This is a genomic window from Streptomyces sp. NBC_01515 (assembly GCF_045040345.1).
GTDB lineage: Bacteria > Actinomycetota > Actinomycetes > Streptomycetales > Streptomycetaceae > Streptomyces.
On sequence record NZ_CP109416.1, the window covers coordinates 1,916,130 to 1,932,565 of the forward strand.

The following is a 16,436-nucleotide window of genomic DNA, read 5'->3' on the forward strand; positions in this document are numbered from 1 at the left end:
GGGTGACGGTAGCAGTCGATCATGACCGGTCTAGACCAAATCCCGGAGCTTTCTCCGCCCGGCCGTACCGGTCTCGCCCCCCCTACCGGCTCAAGCTCCGACGAGCCGTGAACCGGACCGTGCGCGCAGAGGCTCCGCCAGTTCCGCGAGGGCGCGTTCCACGCCGTGGAGGTGGGCCAGCGCGGGCTCGACGGGTGGCCGGGCCGCAGTGGCCGTGAGGTGTGACGCGTCGCCGTCGGTGAGCGCCTCGACCGCGGTCTCCACGCGCCAACAGGCGGCGGCCAGGCGGGCATCGTGCGAGGCCTCCGGGTCGGCGGCCACCGCGACGAGGCCGCGGATCTCGCGGGCGCAGTCGTCGAGCAGGGTGACGACCCGGCGGGCACGGCGCTTGCGGCCGAGCGCGGGGTTCAGCGGGTGCACGAGGGGGGCGACGGACAGCCGTACCCGGCCCAGGAGTTGCTCCAGTTCGGCGACGCGTCCGGCGGGGTCGGCCGTGGCGGAACCGGCGAGGCGGGCGGCGGCCTCGGCGGTGCAGGTGTGGACGCAGCGCAGGGCGCGTTGGATCCAGGCGTCGGTGGTGGTGTGGGTGGTCACCGGGAGGACGAGGAGGACGGCCAGTACGGCACCGAGCGCGCCGACGCCGGTCTCCGCGAACCGCAGCGCCAGCAGGCCAGGGTTAAGGACGCCGAGGAGGCCGTAGAGCAGCTCTGCCATCAAGGTCACCGAGAGCATCATCCAGGTGTAGGAGACGGCGGCCGAGTAGAAGATGCCGAAGACGCAGGCGGCGACCAGGATCGCGGTGGGGACGGGGGCGCCGTGGACCGGTACGGCGACGAGCAGGCCCAGGGCGATGCCGAGGACCGTGCCGAGGACGCGGCGGAAGCCACGGACCACGGTCTCGCCGCGCGAGGCGGTGTTCACGAAGATCCACCAGGTGGCGCCGACGGCCCAGTACCAGCGTTGCCCGGACACCAACTGGCCCACCACGAGGGCGAATCCGGCACCGGCGGTCGCCTGGACGGCTTGCCGCGTGGTCACACGGGCCAGGCCCCGAGCGACAGTTGGGGCGGGTACGGCGGTCGGGGGCAGTCGGCGTTCGTAGCACCAGAAGCCGAAGCGGACCGTCGCCGCGGTGAGCACGGAGAGGCCAACTGCCGCGTAGAGCAAGGGTAGTTGGTCCGTGGTCGCGTGCAGGAACTGGGCCACGAAGAAGGTCATGAACGCGAAGACGCCGAGGCTGTGGCCGCGCGGTCCCCAGCGGCGCGCGTAGACGCCGGCGCCGACCACCGCGAGGAAGGTGAGGTCGCGGGCGACGGCGTGGTCGTGCAGTCCGGCCGCGGCGGCGAGCACCGGCAGGCCCACGCAGGGCAGCAGCGCGGTGGTGACGGCCTGCCCGTGCACCGTGGCGTCCGTCACCGTGAACAGGGCGAGCAGCGCGGCCAGACCACCCGTGACGGCACCCGCGAGGGACTGCCCGGTCAGCCCGCAGACGACGACCGCGAGGCCGATGCCGAGGACGGCCCGAGCGGCGAACCGCAGCCGCACGCGCCCCGGGTCCGGAGCCACGAACACCCTTTTCAGCACTGCTGCCCGCCCCCTGCGCATACCCCTGGACGCCGGTGGACACCGGCATGAAAAAGGCGCCGCGGAGGTCCGCAGCGCCATCGACATGACCATGAGAGCATCATCGGGGCGAGTGGCTCAAGTGGCCCCCGATCCACTGGTCCATTGGCCCGGTCGCAGTTCACTGGGCCATTGGTACAGTCATGCCTCATGAGCGTGGACGAACTCGACACCCGGATCCTCAGGCTGCTTCTGGAGCAGCCGCGTACCAGCGTGCGCGAGTACGCCCGGCTGCTCGGCGTCGCGCGCGGCACGCTCCAGGCGCGGCTCGACCGGTTGGAGCGGGACGGGGTGATCACCGGTTCGGGCCCCTCCCTCTCCCCCGCCGCGCTCGGGCACCCGGTGCTCGCGTTCGTGCACATCGAGGTCACGCAGGGGCATCTCGACGAGGTCGGGGACGCGCTGGCCGCCGTACCGGAGATCGTCGAGGCGTTCTCGATCACCGGTGGCGGCGATCTGCTGACCCGGGTCGTCGCGCGGGACAACGGCCATCTGGAGGACGTGATCCAGCAGCTGATCAGCCTGCCGGGAGTGGTCCGCACCCGGACCGAGATGGTGTTGCGCGAGCGCGTCCCGCACCGCCTGCTGCCGCTGGTGGAGTCGATCGGCCGCGCGGCCGGCACATGACCCTTGACATCCTCAACCCATGAGCAACCTCAGCGGCCTCTCGGTCATCTTCGATCTCGACGGAACACTCGTGGACAGCGAGCCGAACTACTACGAAGCCACCCGGCAGACCCTCGCCGAGCACGGCGTCCCGGACTTCACCTGGACCCAGCACGAGCGCTTCGTCGGCATCAGCACCCAGGAGACCCTCGTCCTCCTGAAGGAGCGCTACGGCCTGAAGCCGCCGGTGGAGGAGCTGCTCGCGGAGACCAACCGCCGTTATCTGGCGCTGGCCCGGGCCGCCACGCGCGTGTACCCGGAGATGCGGAAGTTCGTGGAGCTGCTGGCGGCCGAGGGGGTGCCGATGGCGGTGGCGTCCGGGTCATCGCCGGAGGCCATCGAGGCGATCCTGACCGGCACCGGGCTCGACGCGTCGTTGCGGACCGCGGTCTCGGCGGACGAGGTGGCCCGGGGCAAGCCCGCGCCGGACGTCTTCCTGGAGGCCGCGCGCCGACTGGGCGCGGTTCCGGCCGACTGTGTGGTCCTGGAAGACGCGGCTCCGGGCGCGGCGGCGGCACACGCGGCCGGGATGCGCTGCATCGCGATCCCGTACGTGGCCGCGCAGGCCGACGCCCCCGAGTTCGCGACGGCGGGGTTGCTACTGCGGGGCGGGCAGGCCGAGTTCAGTGCGCAGGGGGCGTACGACTGGCTCGCCGAGGACTGACCGGTCCGCTTCAGGACACCCCCAGCACGATCTTGTCGCGGTCGCGGTGGATCGGTGCCGCCGAGCCGGTCAGCGGGACGCCCGAGCCGCCGTTGCGCAGGGCGACGATCTCCGCCGCGATGGACAGGGCCGTCTCCTCGGGCGTACGGCCGCCCAGGTCGAGACCGATCGGAGAGCGCAGCCGGGCCAACTCCCGCTCGCTGACGCCGACTTCCCGGAGCCGACGGTTACGGTCCTCGTGGGTTCGGCGTGAGCCCATGGCTCCGACGAAGGCGACGGGCAGCCTCAGGGCCGCTCCGAGGAGCGGTATGTCGAACTTGGCGTCGTGGGTGAGTACGCACAGGACCGTGCGCTCGTCCGTAGCCGTGTGCTGGAGGTAGCGGTGCGGCCAGTCGACCACGATCTCGTCGGCGTCCGGGAACCGGCTCCGGGTGGCGAAGACGGGCCGGGCGTCGCACACGGTCACCCGATAGCCCAGGAACTTGCCGGCCCGCACCAGCGCCGCCGCGAAGTCGACGGCACCGAAGACGATCATGCGGGGTGCGGGCACGCTGGACTCGACGAAGAGGGTCAGACCACCGGGGCAGTGCGAGCCGTCCGCCGAGATCTCCACCACCCCGGTGCGGCCGACGTCCAACAGCGCGCGGGCCTGCGCCGCGGCGGTCCGCGCCAGCTGGGGGCGTCCGTCGAGACCGCTCTCGTACGAACCGTCCGGGCGGACCAGCAGTGCGCGGCCGAGCAGTTCGGCCGGACCCCGGACGACCCGGGCGAGGGCGACCGCCTCTCCCCGGGCCGCCGCCGCCAGCCCGGCGCTGAACAGCGGATCGCCCGGGTGGACCGGCGTGACCAGGACGTCGATCACCCCTCCGCAGGTCAGGCCGACGGCGAAGGCGTCCTCGTCGCTGTGGCCGAAGCGTTCGCGGACCGGCTCGCCGTCCTGGAGTGCCCGCACGCACAGGTCGTAGACCGCGCCCTCGACGCAGCCGCCGGAGACCGAGCCGATCACCGTGCCGTCGGTGTCGACGGCGAGCGCGGCGCCGGGTGGGCGCGGTGCGCTGCCGCCCACGGCGACGACGGTCGCGACGGCGAAGTCCCGGCCGTCCCGCATCCAGCGGTCCAACTCCTCGGCGATGTCAAGCACTTGGCGCCCTGCCCGCGGTCAGGACCCGGTCGGGGCGGATCGGCAGGGCACGGTGGCGGACGCCGGTGGCGTGCCGGACGGCGTTGGCTATCGCCGCGGCGGTCCCTACGACCCCTATCTCGCCGATGCCCTTGATGCCGACCGGGTCGTCCGGGTCGGGGTCGTCGACCCAGTCCGCCTCGATGGCCGGTACGTCGGCGTTGGCGGAGAAGTGGTAGTTGGCGAGGTCCGGTCCGACCTGGGCGCCGGACGCCGTGTCGCGGACCGCCTCCTCGTGCAGGGCCATGGAGAGGCCCCAGATCATCCCGCCGACGAACTGACCGCGCGCGGTCAGCGGGTTGACGATGCGTCCGGCGGCGAAGATGCCGAGCAGCCGTCGTACCCGGACCTCACCGCTGGCGACGTCCACGGCGACCTCGGCGAACTGCGCCCCGAAGGAGTGCCGTTCCTTCTTGGCGAGCGCGGCGACGGCCTGGGCGGTGTCGCTTCGCGCGGTGATGCCGTCGGGCGGGATGTCGCCGCCCAGGGCCAGTTGCTCCCGCAGGTCGGCCGCCGCCCGCATCACCGCCCAGGCCCAGGAGCGGGTGCCCATCGAGCCTCCCGCGAACATCGCGGCTCCGAGGTCGCTGTCCCCGATGTGCACCCGGACCCGGGCCGGCTCCGTCTCCAGCGACTCCGCGGCGACCAGGGTCAGCGCGGTGCGGGCGCCGGTGCCGATGTCCGTCGCGTTGATCCGCACGGTGTAGGTGCCGTCCGCCTCCGCGGTGACGGCCGCCGTGGACGGCCCGACCCCGACGTGGAAGGTGGACGCGGCCATGCCGGTGCCGAGCAGCCAGCGCCCGTCGCGGCGCACGCCGGGGCGGGGGTCGCGGTCGGCCCAGCCGAAGCGCCGGGCGCCCTCGTCGAAGCAGGCGAGCAGGTTGCGGCTGCTGAAGGGGAGTCCGGAGACGGGCCCCACCGCGGGTTCGTTGCGGACGCGCAGGGCGATCGGGTCGAGTCCGCACTTCTCGGCGAGTTCGTCGAGCGCGGACTCCAGCGCGAAGGAGCCCGGCGCCTCCCCCGGGGCGCGCATGAAGGTGGGGGTCGGCAGGTCGAGCCGTACGACCCGGAAGGCGGTGCGGTGAGCGTCGGCGTCGTACAGCGGGCGTCCGAACGCGGCGCTCGGTTCGACGAATTCGTGCACGGTCGAGGTGAGGCTGAGTGCCTGGTGGTCGAGGGCGCGCAGCCGGCCGTCGGGGTCGGCGCCGAGCCTGACACGCTGGGTGGTGGGGCTGCGGTAGCCGACCAGGGAGAACATCTGACGGCGCGTCAACACCACGCGGACCGGGCGCTGGAGAACGGTCGCGGCCATCGCGGCGGCCACCTGGTGCGGCCGTACCCCCTTGGATCCGAAGCCGCCGCCGACGTGTTCGGACCGCACCCGCACGGCGGCCGGGTCGAGGGAGAAGAGTTTCGCGAGTTCGCCGGCCACCCACACGGTGCTCTGGTTGGAGTCGACGACGTCGAGCCGTCCGGCCTCCCAACGGGCCGTCGCGGCATGGGGTTCCAGGGGGCTGTGGTGCTCCTCGGGTGTCGTGTACTCCTCGTCGACGACCACGGCGGACCGGGCGAGGGCGTCCTCCACGTCGCCCTTCACCACCTCGGCCGGTCCCGCGGGCGAGCCCGCGGGCAGGTAGGCGTCGGGGTGCCCGGCGTAGAACGCGATGTCGTGCGGCTCCTCGTCGCAGTCGACCACCAGCGCCTCGGCGGCCTCCCTGGCCTGCTCGGACGTCTCGGCGACGACCAGCGCCACCGGCCAGCCCACGTAGGGGACTTGGTCGTGCTGGAAGAGTCCGAGGGCCGGGTCCGGCGGGCCCACGACACTCATGTAGTCGGTGGTGACACGCGGTGCGTTCGCGTGGTGCAGGACGGCGAGGACTCCGGGCATCGCAAGCACCGGATCGGCGTGGACGGTGCGGATGCGGCCGCGGGCTACGGTGGACAACACCAGCCAGCCGTGGGCGAGTTCGGCGAAGGGGAAGTCGCCCGCGTAGCGGGCCGCGCCGGTGACCTTGTCCCGTCCCTCGACGCGGGTGTGGGCGGTGCCGAAGGCACCCGTCGACCGGACGGCCTGAGTCGTGGTGGTCATCGAGCGGTCTCCTCGGCGAGTTCGGTCAGTACGGCCACGACGAGATTGCGCAGCAGGGTGACCTTGTAGGCGTTGTCCGACAGCGGCTCGGCGGCGGCCAGTTCGGCGTCGGCGGCAGCCATGAACGCCTCTGCGCTCGCCGGTCCCCCGGTCAGCACCCGCTCGGCCCGCCGCGCCCGCCACGGCCGTGACGCCACCGCCCCGAAGGCGAGCCGTACCTCGCGCACGACACCGTCGCGCACGTCGAGGGCAGCGGCGATCGAGCCGATGGCGAACGCGAAGGAGGCACGCTCGCGCACCTTCCGGTAGCGGGAGTTGGCGGCGACCGGGGCGGATGGCAACGTGACCCCGGTGATCAGCGCGCCCGGCGGCAGCGCGGTCTCGCGGTGCGGGGTGTCGCCCACGGGCAGATAGAGGTCTGTCAGCGCCAACTCCCCCGGCCCGGCGGCGGTTTCGTACGACACGACCGCGTCGAAGGCCGCCAGCGCCACCGCCATGTCGGAGGGGTGGGTGGCCACGCAGTGCTCGGAGGCGCCGAGGATCGCGTGGTTGCGGTGCTCGCCCTTCAGCGCGGGGCAACCACTGCCGGGGGCCCGCTTGTTGCAGGGCTGGGTCACGTCGGTGAAGTAGGCGCAGCGGGTGCGCTGGAGCAGATTTCCGCCGACCGTGGCCATGTTGCGCAACTGGCCGGAGGCGGCGGCCAGCACCGCTTGGGTCAACGCCGGGTAACGGAGCCGCACTTCGGGATGCGCGGCGAGGTCGCTGTTGGTGACGGTGGCGCCGATGCGCAGGCCGCCGTCCGGTGTCGTCTCGACGCGGTCCAGGGGCAGTTCGCGTACGTCGACGAGCCGCGTGGGACGCTCCACGCCGGCCTTCATCAGGTCGACGAGATTGGTGCCGCCGCCGAGGAAACGGGCGTCGGGCTCGGCGTCGAGCAGCGCGACCGCGCCGGAGACGTCGAGCACCCGCCGGTACTCGAACTCCCTCATGCCACGGCCTCCTTGACGTCGTCCTGCTTCTCCTCGGCCGGCGGTGCTTCCGTCCGCCGCGCCTCGGCGGCCCGGGCGACCGCCTGGACGATCGACACATACGCGCCGCACCGGCACAGGTTGCCGCTCATCCGCTCCCGGATCTCCTCGGCGGTGAGGGGTGGCGGCCCCGCCTCGGGCCGTACGTCGGCGGTGACGGCGCTGGGCCAGCCCGCCGCGTGCTCCTCGATCACCGCGAGGGCCGAACAGATCTGGCCCGGAGTGCAGTAACCGCACTGGTAACCGTCCAGGTCGAGGAACGCCTGCTGCACGGGATGCAGCCGGCCGCCGTCGGCCACGCCTTCGATGGTGGTGACGGCGCGCCCCTCGGCGGCCACCGCCAACTGGAGGCAGGAGACGACCCGGCGGCCGTCGAGCAGCACCGTGCAGGCCCCGCACTGCCCCTGGTCGCAGCCCTTCTTCGTGCCGGTGAGGTCGAGGTGTTCGCGCAGGGCGTCGAGCAGGGTGGTGCGGTGATCGACGGGCAGCGTGTGCTTCTCTCCGTTGATGTTCAGGGTGATGACGCTGGACGTCGATGGGGCCATGATCAGCCTTCTCTCGCGGGTGGGGGCGCGTCGAAGTCGGACGAGAGATCCGTGAGCCCACGGGTCGCGCGAAAATGTCGGTCGGTGACCGGTCCGGCCGTTCGCGCGGCCCGGTCTGCCGGTAGAGTGAGCTCTAAGCGGACAGCTGTCCGCTACCCAGGAACCTAACGGACAGCTGTCCGCTTAACAAGGTCGGCTCTGCCGTATTTCCCCGAAGGAGGAGGAGTGCGCGAGGAGTTGGGCACGCCCCAGCGCTCGGACGCCCAGCGGAACCGCGAGCGCATCCTCGAAGTCGCGCTCGCCGAGCTGACGCTCGCGGCGGACGTCCCGCTGAGCGCGATCGCCAGGAAGGCCGGCGTCGGACAGGGCACGTTCTACCGCAACTTCCCCAACCGCGAAGCGCTCCTGCTGGAGATCTACCGCCACGAGATGCAGCAGGTCGCCGACGCGGCGGCCCCGCTGCTGGAGACGAGCGCGCCGGACCGGGCGCTGCGGGAGTGGATGGACCGCCTCGCCCGGTTCGCCAGGGCCAAGGTCGGTCTGGCCGGCGCACTGCGGCAGGCGGCCGGAGCGTCCGGCACCCCGGCCAAGCCTGGACACGGCGCGGTGACCGAGGCCGTCGCGCTGCTCCTGCGGGCGAACGACGAGGCCGGCACCATCCGCCCGGGCGTCACCCCCGACGACTTCTTTCTCGCCATCGCGGGCCTGTGGCAGATCGAACCGCACGGCGACTGGCAGGGGCGCGCCGGACGGCTCCTGGACCTGGTCATGGACGGACTGCGGGCGGGAGCGCCCGGGCGCTGACCCGCGTCCCTCACCGCACCCTCCGCGGGAAACCCGAATGCGCCCGCTTGTTCGGTTCTGGGACCATGCGGGAATGATCGACCGTCTCGAACCACTGGTCCTCCGGCACACGTTCCGCGTCCCCCTCCCCACGGGTCCCTCAGGTGAAGCCACAGGCTCTGTGCGCGAAGGCGCCACCGCTGCGCGGCAGTTCGACGCCGTGCTGCTCTCCGTGGGCTTCAAGCTCTCCCCGGACCTGCTGGCCCGGCTGTCGGGGCTGCCCGAGGAGACGGTCGTGCGTATCGCCGGACGTACTCTGCGGACCGTGCGCGAGCTGGTCGGCGATCACGTGCAGCACAACGCCTACTTCATCGACTTCCCGGCCAACGTGCCCGACACCGTGGACTTCTGGATGTCGTGTGTCGCCGAGGCGCTCTTCGACAAGGAGACCCCGGCCTCCACGCTCAAGCAGTTGCGGACCGGCGTGGTGAACCTCCTCGACCTGCCGACGTACGGCAGGTATCAGCACACGTACGCCGAACTGCTCGCCGCGCAGGACGAGTTGATCGCGGCGGCGGGCGACCGGCTCACGGTGCTGCACGCGGGCGGCGACCTGGCCGACGAACTCACCGCTCTCTACCTGGCGTTGGCGAGCAGCACCACACCCCTGAGCGACGAGCACCGGCCTGATCTGCGGGCGCTGGCCGAGCGGTGTGTCGACGGGCCGCAGCCCGAGGCGATCCCGGTCCGGGAGAACCGCGCGATCATCAACGAGGCCCGCCTGAAGGCGGGTTCGGAGCTGCTGCTGGACACGGTCACCGATGTGCTGCGGCTGGCCTGCGCCTTGTCGGACGGCGATGTGACGCTGGTGGAGCCGACCCGTTTCCGTTCGCTGTCCCGTCCGGTGCGGCGGGCGCTGCTCGCCGGGCTGGACTCCGTGATCGCCGCGTCCCCCGCCAAGCTCGCCGACGTGCACGCGCACCGGGAGGAGTGGAAGCGGCTCGGGGAGCGGCTGCACCCGCACGAGTACCCGCGATGGCCGCACGCGGCCGACGTGTTCGCGGTCGCGCGAGGAGAGCTGAAGGCACGGTCGCTCGACGGCCGGGTCGAGGAACTCCTCGGGGAGGCAGACCTGTTGGGCGCGGTGGAGCTGCTGAAGTCCGCGCCGGGCAAGCTGTTCCGCGCGCTGGACCGGCTGCTGCGCACGGCGCTCACGCAGGAGGAGCGTGACGCCGTGGTGGCCGCCGCCGAGCACGTTGCGCCCCGGGTGTCGGGCCGGGTCGTGCTGTCGGTGCGCGAGCATCTGCACAACCGGGCCCGGGACACCGGGGAGTTGCGGGTCTTCGTGAACCGGCGCGGCCGGGCCTGGGTGACCGACGACGAGCGGTCGGTCGTAGGACCGGCGGAGCGGGAGCGGCTGATCGCCGCGCTCGACGGCGAGACGCGGCGTCGACTGCCTTCTCCGGAGCGGCTGTTGGTCGATCCGGAGGTGCTGGACGTGGCGTTGCCGTTGAGCGGGAAGGCGACGGCGGCCGGGCTCGGCGTGCTGCCGCGCGGGTCCTTGTCGGCGGTCGAGGGCGAGTTGCTGCGCTTCTTCGTGTACTGGAAGGAGAGCGAGCAGCGCACCGACTTCGACCTGTCGGCGCTGATGCTGAACGCCGACTACTCGACGAACACGTGGCTGTCGTACACCTCGCTCACCGAGGTCGAGGGCGAGCACTCCGGTGACATCGTCGAAGCACCGGACGGGGCCTCGGAGTTCATCAACCTGCGGCTGGGCGCCGTGCGCGGGACGTTCGTCGTCCCGCAGGTCAACATCTTCGCGGGCGAGGGCTTCGAGGAGGTCGAGGAGTCGTTCTTCGGGTTCATGCTGCGTGAAGGCGAGCAGCAGGGGCGGCCGTTCGAGCCGCGTACCGTGCGGATGAAGTCGGAGCTGCGCGGTGCGGGGCGGGTCGCGCTGCCGCTGGTGTTCCTGCGCGGGGAGGACGGCACCTGGCGGGCGAAGTGGCTGCACCTGTATCTCAAGGGCAGCCCGTCGGCGAACCGGGTCGAGGAGAACCGCGTGACGGTGGCCAACCTGCTGCGCGGCATCGTCGAGCGCGAGCAGCTCACCGTGCGCCATCTCGTCGGCCTGATGAGCGGAAACGCGACGCAGGTGACCCTGTGGGACGGCGAGACGGTCCCGGACGGGCCGGTCACCTTCATCGGTATGAGCCGCCCGGCCGAGCTGCCCGCCGGATCTCTTGTCATCACTCTCGAAAATCTGCGCGACCTGATCCCCGCCTGACTGCTAACGTCGACCCCGGCGAGGCCATGGACGGGCTTCCTTCTCAACTACTCCTTGAAATCAGTCCGTCCGCTTTCCTCGCCCTCGACGTTCCGTGAGGGGTGCCCCAGGGCGCCCCTCACGTTCTTTTTCCGCCAAAACCTCACTTCACAGACTTGTGGGACAATCCTCTATGCGCGGACGAAAGGCCACTTCAGTGAGTGGAACGAACGACGGGTCCGACTACGACAGCCTTCGGCTCGACCGCACCGGTCAGGCCGAGGCCTTCGACGCCATCGGGGACCGGTACGACGAGGCCTTCCCGCACAAGGAAGGCCAGGTCGGCGCCGGTGACTGGCTGATCGGGTCCCTCGATCCGGGCGCCCGCGTGCTGGACATCGGCGCCGGCACGGGTGTGCCGACCGCCCGGCAGCTGGCCGACGCGGGTTTCGAGGTCGTCGGCGTGGACCTGTCCGCCCGGATGGTGGCGCTGGCCGGCGAGTACGTCCCCACTGCCACGTTCCACCAGCTCGACCTCGCGGACCTGCGCCCGGGCGGGCCCCGTGACCTGGGCCGGTTCGACGGCGTCGCCGCGTTCTTCTCCCTGCTGATGCTCCCGCGCGCGGAGATCCCGCTCGCCCTGCGCACGATCCACCACATGTTGCGTCCGGGCGGGCTGTTCGCCCTGTCGATGGTGGAGGCCCATGTGGACAACTTCGCGATCCCGTTCCTCGGCCACACGATCAGGGTCTCCGGCTATCTCCTCGAAGACCTGCACAAGATCCTCGACACGGCCGGCTTCGAGATCGTGAAGGAGACCTCCTACACCTACGCCCCGGCGACCGCCGACGTCCCGCCGGAGGAACAGGTCTTCCTCTGCTGCCGACGGCGCGACTGAGGCCGTAGGACCGACCCGGCGGCCGCTGCCGTACCAGTGACGGGACGAAGCGTGTGACGGAGCATCCCAGCCCCCGAGAAGGCCCCGCCGGAACCGCCCGGCGAGGCGCTTCGGCGAGCGGCCCGGCGCCCGTCGTACCGCTCGGGCGGACGCCCGTGCGGCAGATGGACCGGCTCCAGTACCTCGATGTCGCCACCCGGCGGATCGCCCGCGGGATGGACCTGGACGAGACGCTGCGGGAACTGCGGTGGGCGGCGGTGCCCGCCTTCGCCGACGCGATCGTGATCCACCTGCACGATCCGCTGCCGGTCGGGGACGAGAAGTCGGCCGCGCCCGTCGTCCTGCGCCTGCACAGCATCGACCGGGCGCCGGAGGCCAGGTCAGCGCTGCTGATGCCGCACGCCGAGTACGCGAGCGTGGCCGAGCGCGTGCAGCCGGTGCTCGCCGGACGGCTCGCGAAGCTGCTCCTGGCCGGGCGGCCGGCCTTCGGCGACGCCTCGGGCATCCACCCTGCCGTGGCCGAACTGCTCGGCCCCGCGGCGAGCGCGCACGGCACCCTTCCGCCGGGCCGCCGACTGATCATCGCGCCGCTGCACGGCCGCCATCACGTCATGGGCACCGTCGTCCTGCTGCGCCGCCCCGACCGCTCCGCGTTCACCGCCGACGACCTGCTCGTCGCCTCCCAGCTCGCCACCCACACCGCCATCGGCGTCCAGAAGGCGGTGATGTACGGCCACGAGGCGTCCGTCGCGGACACCCTCCAGCACACCATGCTCCCGTCCTCGCTGCCCGAGCCGACCGGCATCCGGCTCGCCAGCCGCTATCTGCCCGCCTCGAAGACCGCGCAGGTCGGCGGCGACTGGTACGACGCGATCCCGCTGCCCGGCAGCCGGGTCGCGCTGATCGTCGGGGACGTCATGGGCCACTCCATGACCTCCGCCGCGATCATGGGCCAGCTGCGCACGATCGTGCAGACCCTCGCCGGCCTCGACCTGCCCCCGCACGAGGTCCTCCACCACCTCGACGAACAGGCCCAGCGCCTCGGCAGCGACCACATAGCGACCTGCCTGTACGCGATCTACGACCCGATCTCGCACCGCCTGCTCATGGCCAACGCCGGCCACCCGCCCGCCGTGCTGCTGCGCCCGAACGGCCACGCCGAGGTCCTCCAGGTCCCGCCGGGCGCCCCGATCGGGGTCGGCGGCGTCGTCTTCGAGTCCGTGGAGATGCCCGCGCCCACCGGCACGACCCTGGTCCTGTACACCGACGGTCTGGTCGAGTCCCGCGACACCGACGTGGGGACGGGCGTCGAGGCCCTGCGCACCCACCTCCAGTCCACCCCGCACCGCCACCGCCTCTCCTCGCTGGAGCGGCTGTGCGACCGCATCCTCACCGCGCTGGCGCCGGGCCCCCGCGACGACGACATCGCGCTGCTCACCGCCCGCTTCGACGGCTTCCCGCCGGACAGCGTGGGCTACTGGCACCTCGACCCCCACCCGCTCACCGCGGGCCAGGCCCGTCGGCTGACCCGCCGGGTGCTGCGCCGCTGGGGCCTGGACGCCCTGCTCGACACCACGGAGCTCCTGGTCAGCGAGGTCGTCACGAACGCCGTGCGGTACGCCTCCCGGCCCATCTCCCTACGACTGCTGCGCACCGACGTGCTGCGCTGCGAGGTGACCGACGACTCGCCCCAGGTGCCCCGCATGCGGCAGGCCGCGCCGGGCGACGAGGGTGGCCGCGGCCTGTTCCTGGTCGACCGGCTCGCGCAGCGTTGGGGGGCGACGCGGCTGAGCACGGGGAAGGTCGTGTGGTTCGAGCAGCAGATCCCGAAGGGCCAGTGACTTCAAGGGCCAGTGATTTCACGGACGTTGATGCTCAGACCGGCCCAACTCCCGTGCCGCCCTTGAGGCGTTCGAGGTCGGAGGGGCGAACCTGTATGACGATGACGGCGATCAGCGCGGCGGCGACGGTGAAGATCGCGGCCATCACGAACGCGGCCGAGACCCCGGCGGTGAGGACGTGATCGCCCCAGGTGCCCGGTAGTTGGCCGGTGCGCTGGAAGCGGATGCGTTCGGCCGGGGTCGCCTGGGCGAGGAACGCGGGGATCCGGTCCTTCGCCTCGTTGCGGCTGGCCGTGCCGAACATCGTGACCAGGATGGACAGTCCGAGCGAACCGCCCACCTGCTGCGTGACGTTGAGCAGTCCGGAAGCCGCGCCGGTCTCCTGGACGGACACGTCGGAGAGCGCCATCAGAGTCAGCGAGACGAACTCCATGCCCATGCCGAGGCTGAACACCAGCATCGGGCCGAGCACGCTGCCGAGGTAGGTGGAGTCGACGTCCGTCAGCGTCAGCCAGGACAGGCCGCCCGCCGCGAGGATCGCGCCCACCACCATGAACGGCTTGGGACCGTAGATCGGCAGGAACCGTGAGGCCAGGCCCGCGCCGACCGCGATGACGGCACTGACCGGCAGGAAGGCGAAGCCGGCCATGAGCGGGCTGAAGCCCAGCACGTCCTGCACGAAGAGGGTGAGGAAGAAGAACATCCCGAAGATCGCCGCGGAGAGGCAGAGCATGATGCCGTACGTCCCGGCGCGGTTGCGGTCGCGGAACATGTGCAGCGGGGTGATCGGCTGCCGGGAGCGCCGTTCGACCAGCACGAACAGGGCGAGGACGACCACGGCCGCGCCGAACGAGGCCAGGGTGAGCCAGTCCCGCCAGCCCTCCTGCGCGGCCCGGATGAAGCCGTAGACGAGGAACACCACGCCCACGGTGGAGGTCAGCGCGCCGGTGATGTCGAAGTGGCCGGGGTGGCGTTCGGACTCCTTGATCCAGCGCGGGGTGGCGAGGACGATGAGCAGTCCGATCGGGACGTTGACGAAGAGCACCCAGCGCCAGTTCAGCCACTCGACGAGGATCCCGCCCATCAGCAGTCCGATCGCGCCGCCGCCTGCCGAGACACCGGCGAAGACCCCGAACGCCCGGTTGCGTTCCGGGCCTTCGCGGAACGTCGTGCTGATCAGGGCGAGCGAGGTCGGCGAGGCGATGGCACCGCCGACGCCCTGGAGGGCGCGCGCGGCGAGGAGTTCTCCGGAGTTCTGCGACAACCCGCCCAGCAGGGAGGCGAGTACGAAGAGCAGCACCCCGAACACGAACACCCGCCGCCGCCCGAGGATGTCCCCGGCCCGCCCGCCGAGCAGCAGCAGACCGCCGAAGGTGAGGGTGTACGCGTTGACGACCCAGGCCAGGCTGGTCGTGGAGAACCCCAGCGAGCTCTGGATGTGCGGAAGCGCGATGTTCACGATGGTGATGTCGAGGACCACCATCAGCTGACAGGACGCGATGACCAGCAGCGCCATCGTGCTGCCGCCACCGCCGGTGTCCCGGGTGGTGGTCTGCGCTGCGGAGGCTTGCTGAGGACTGCTGCTCATGGCGGATCGCACTCACGAGAGGCCGGCGAACGGCTCCGTCCACCGGATACCCACCGTTCGACGGTACGCCCGCCCCCTGCTCCCCACCACTCGATCATCACAGGCCCAGGCGCTAGGTTCACACATGACAGGACATGGGGAGAAACCATTGGTGACCGAGGTCGTCGCAGCCGGACGGACGCTGCCCTACGGCGATGTCGTCGCCGTCGCCCACCAGGGCACCCAAGTCCCCCTGGCGGACGGGGTGTTGCGGCGCCGGGCACGTTGGGGCGGGGGCCGGAGTTCCTCTATCGCACGATCCGCATCCTGGGGTCCGACGACGTCCGCAGCACACTGAACGCCTTGGCGGGAGAAGCGACATGACCAACGTCGACGTACACCAGCATCTGTGGACCCCTTCGCTGGTGACGGCTCTGCGCGCCCGCCGCGAACCGCCGTTCCTGGACGGCTGGACGCTGTTCCTCGACGGCGAACCGCCCTTCGAGATACCGGCCGCCGACCACGACATCGCCCGCCGCGCGGAACTCGCCGCCGCCGACGGCCTCGGCCGGGTGCTCATCTCGCTGTCCGCCCCGATCGGCGTCGAGTGGCTGCCCGAGGCGGAAGCACGGCCACTCCTCGACGCGTATCACGACGGCGCGGCCGCGCTGCCGGACCCTTTCGGGGCGTGGGCCGCGGCCTGCGTACGGGACATCGACGCCGACACGACCGCCAAAGACCTCGACCGGGGCTTCGCCGGCCTGCAACTCCCCGCCAACTCCCTTGCCGACGCGGCCGGTTACGCCCGCTGCGCACCGCTCCTCGAACTCCTCGAAGAACGCGACCTCCCGCTCTTCGTCCACCCGGGGCCCGCGGTCGGCTCCTCGGCGGACCCCGCCTGGTGGCCCGCGATGGTCCCGTACGTCCAGCAGATGCACGCCAGTTGGTACGCCTTCCGCGCCTTCGGCCGCCCCCGCCATCCACGCCTCCGCGTGTGCTTCGCCCTGCTGGCCGGACTCGCCCCGCTCCACGGCGAACGCCTGTCGGCCCGTGGCGGGCAGCAACAGGAGGGTGACCAGGGCGTGTTCGTCGAGACGTCGTCCTACGGCCCGACCGCCGTCGAGGCGATCGTGCGCGCGCTCGGCGTCGACGCCGTCGTCCAGGGCTCGGACCGGCCCTACGCGGAGCCGCCCCGCCACCCGGGGTACGGGTTGGGCGGGGCGGCTGCCTACGCCTTTCGTATCGCCAATCCGAGACGGCTCCTCACCGGGGAGGGGTGACGGTCC

At 71.9% G+C, this 16,436-nt stretch carries 13 protein-coding genes; 7 read left to right on the forward strand and 6 right to left on the reverse strand.

Translation table 11 applies throughout. The features are described from left to right. Positions 1-90: 90 nt before the first annotated feature. On the reverse strand, positions 91-1,584 hold the full coding sequence (locus OG407_RS08405; protein WP_405856516.1) for an FUSC family protein: 1,494 nt from the start codon (positions 1,582-1,584) through the stop codon (positions 91-93). A gap of 189 nt (positions 1,585-1,773) precedes the next feature. On the opposite strand from OG407_RS08405, the gene OG407_RS08410 reads away from it, so the two are divergent. Then, complete coding sequence (locus OG407_RS08410) at positions 1,774-2,250, forward strand: Lrp/AsnC family transcriptional regulator (RefSeq protein ID WP_405856518.1); 477 nt, start codon at positions 1,774-1,776, stop codon at positions 2,248-2,250. Between the two features lie 19 nt (positions 2,251-2,269). Continuing rightward, positions 2,270-2,953, forward strand: a complete 684-nt coding sequence (locus OG407_RS08415) for an HAD family hydrolase (protein WP_405856520.1) — start codon at positions 2,270-2,272, stop codon at positions 2,951-2,953. 10 nt (positions 2,954-2,963) lie between these two features. Here OG407_RS08415 and OG407_RS08420 read toward each other — a convergent pair whose 3' ends face one another. Genes OG407_RS08420 through OG407_RS08435 form a run of 4 tightly spaced genes read right to left on the reverse strand, consistent with a single transcriptional unit; the run spans position 2,964 to position 7,795 of the window. Next, positions 2,964-4,094 (reverse strand): XdhC family protein, encoded by a 1,131-nt coding sequence (locus OG407_RS08420; protein ID WP_405856522.1) that lies wholly within the window; start codon positions 4,092-4,094, stop codon positions 2,964-2,966. Continuing rightward, positions 4,087-6,222 carry a xanthine dehydrogenase family protein molybdopterin-binding subunit gene (locus OG407_RS08425; RefSeq protein WP_405856524.1) on the reverse strand — a complete coding sequence of 712 codons (2,136 nt, stop codon included), beginning with the start codon at positions 6,220-6,222 and terminating at the stop codon, positions 4,087-4,089. Before OG407_RS08425 ends, OG407_RS08420 begins: the two co-directional genes overlap by 8 nt. Next, positions 6,219-7,211, reverse strand: a complete 993-nt coding sequence (locus OG407_RS08430) for an FAD binding domain-containing protein (RefSeq protein ID WP_405856525.1) — start codon at positions 7,209-7,211, stop codon at positions 6,219-6,221. Before OG407_RS08430 ends, OG407_RS08425 begins: the two co-directional genes overlap by 4 nt. After that, positions 7,208-7,795, reverse strand: a complete 588-nt coding sequence (locus tag OG407_RS08435) for a 2Fe-2S iron-sulfur cluster-binding protein (RefSeq protein ID WP_405856527.1) — start codon at positions 7,793-7,795, stop codon at positions 7,208-7,210. The genes OG407_RS08430 and OG407_RS08435 overlap by 4 nt, the downstream gene beginning before the upstream one ends. 225 nt (positions 7,796-8,020) lie before the next feature. Here OG407_RS08435 and OG407_RS08440 point away from each other — a divergent pair, with 225 nt between their 5' ends. The 4 genes from OG407_RS08440 to OG407_RS08455 all read left to right on the forward strand — a co-directional run bounded on the left by OG407_RS08440 (position 8,021) and on the right by OG407_RS08455 (position 13,583). Continuing rightward, on the forward strand, positions 8,021-8,599 hold the full coding sequence (locus tag OG407_RS08440; RefSeq protein WP_365308859.1) for a TetR/AcrR family transcriptional regulator: 579 nt from the start codon (positions 8,021-8,023) through the stop codon (positions 8,597-8,599). A 73-nt stretch (positions 8,600-8,672) separates the two neighbouring features. Continuing rightward, entirely contained in the window at positions 8,673-10,865 is a 2,193-nt protein-coding gene (locus OG407_RS08445; RefSeq protein ID WP_405856529.1) for a hypothetical protein, read from the forward strand. Positions 10,866-11,037: 172 nt separating this feature from the next. Then, entirely contained in the window at positions 11,038-11,742 is a 705-nt protein-coding gene (locus OG407_RS08450) for a class I SAM-dependent DNA methyltransferase (RefSeq protein ID WP_405856530.1), read from the forward strand. Between the two features lie 164 nt (positions 11,743-11,906). Beyond that, entirely contained in the window at positions 11,907-13,583 is a 1,677-nt protein-coding gene (locus OG407_RS08455) for a SpoIIE family protein phosphatase (RefSeq protein WP_405868331.1), read from the forward strand. A gap of 34 nt (positions 13,584-13,617) precedes the next feature. On the opposite strand, the gene OG407_RS08460 is transcribed toward OG407_RS08455, so the two are convergent. Then, on the reverse strand, positions 13,618-15,099 hold the full coding sequence (locus tag OG407_RS08460; RefSeq protein WP_405868332.1) for an MFS transporter: 1,482 nt from the start codon (positions 15,097-15,099) through the stop codon (positions 13,618-13,620). A gap of 431 nt (positions 15,100-15,530) precedes the next feature. Here OG407_RS08460 and OG407_RS08465 point away from each other — a divergent pair, with 431 nt between their 5' ends. Then, positions 15,531-16,430, forward strand: coding sequence for an amidohydrolase family protein (locus tag OG407_RS08465; protein WP_405856532.1), 900 nt, complete (start codon positions 15,531-15,533; stop codon positions 16,428-16,430). The last annotated feature ends 6 nt before the right edge of the window (positions 16,431-16,436 follow it).

Coding starts and splice junctions, on each gene's coding strand:
- OG407_RS08410 (WP_405856518.1), top strand. CDS start 1,774: ATGAGCGTGGACGAACTCGACACCCGGATCCTCAGGCTGCTTCTGGAG.
- OG407_RS08415 (WP_405856520.1), top strand. CDS start 2,270: ATGAGCAACCTCAGCGGCCTCTCGGTCATCTTCGATCTCGACGGAACA.
- OG407_RS08425 (WP_405856524.1), bottom strand. CDS start 6,222: ATGACCACCACGACTCAGGCCGTCCGGTCGACGGGTGCCTTCGGCACC.
- OG407_RS08430 (WP_405856525.1), bottom strand. CDS start 7,211: ATGAGGGAGTTCGAGTACCGGCGGGTGCTCGACGTCTCCGGCGCGGTC.
- OG407_RS08435 (WP_405856527.1), bottom strand. CDS start 7,795: ATGGCCCCATCGACGTCCAGCGTCATCACCCTGAACATCAACGGAGAG.
- OG407_RS08445 (WP_405856529.1), top strand. CDS start 8,673: ATGATCGACCGTCTCGAACCACTGGTCCTCCGGCACACGTTCCGCGTC.
- OG407_RS08450 (WP_405856530.1), top strand. CDS start 11,038: ATGCGCGGACGAAAGGCCACTTCAGTGAGTGGAACGAACGACGGGTCC.
- OG407_RS08455 (WP_405868331.1), top strand. CDS start 11,907: ATGGACCGGCTCCAGTACCTCGATGTCGCCACCCGGCGGATCGCCCGC.
- OG407_RS08460 (WP_405868332.1), bottom strand. CDS start 15,099: ATGGCGCTGCTGGTCATCGCGTCCTGTCAGCTGATGGTGGTCCTCGAC.
- OG407_RS08465 (WP_405856532.1), top strand. CDS start 15,531: ATGACCAACGTCGACGTACACCAGCATCTGTGGACCCCTTCGCTGGTG.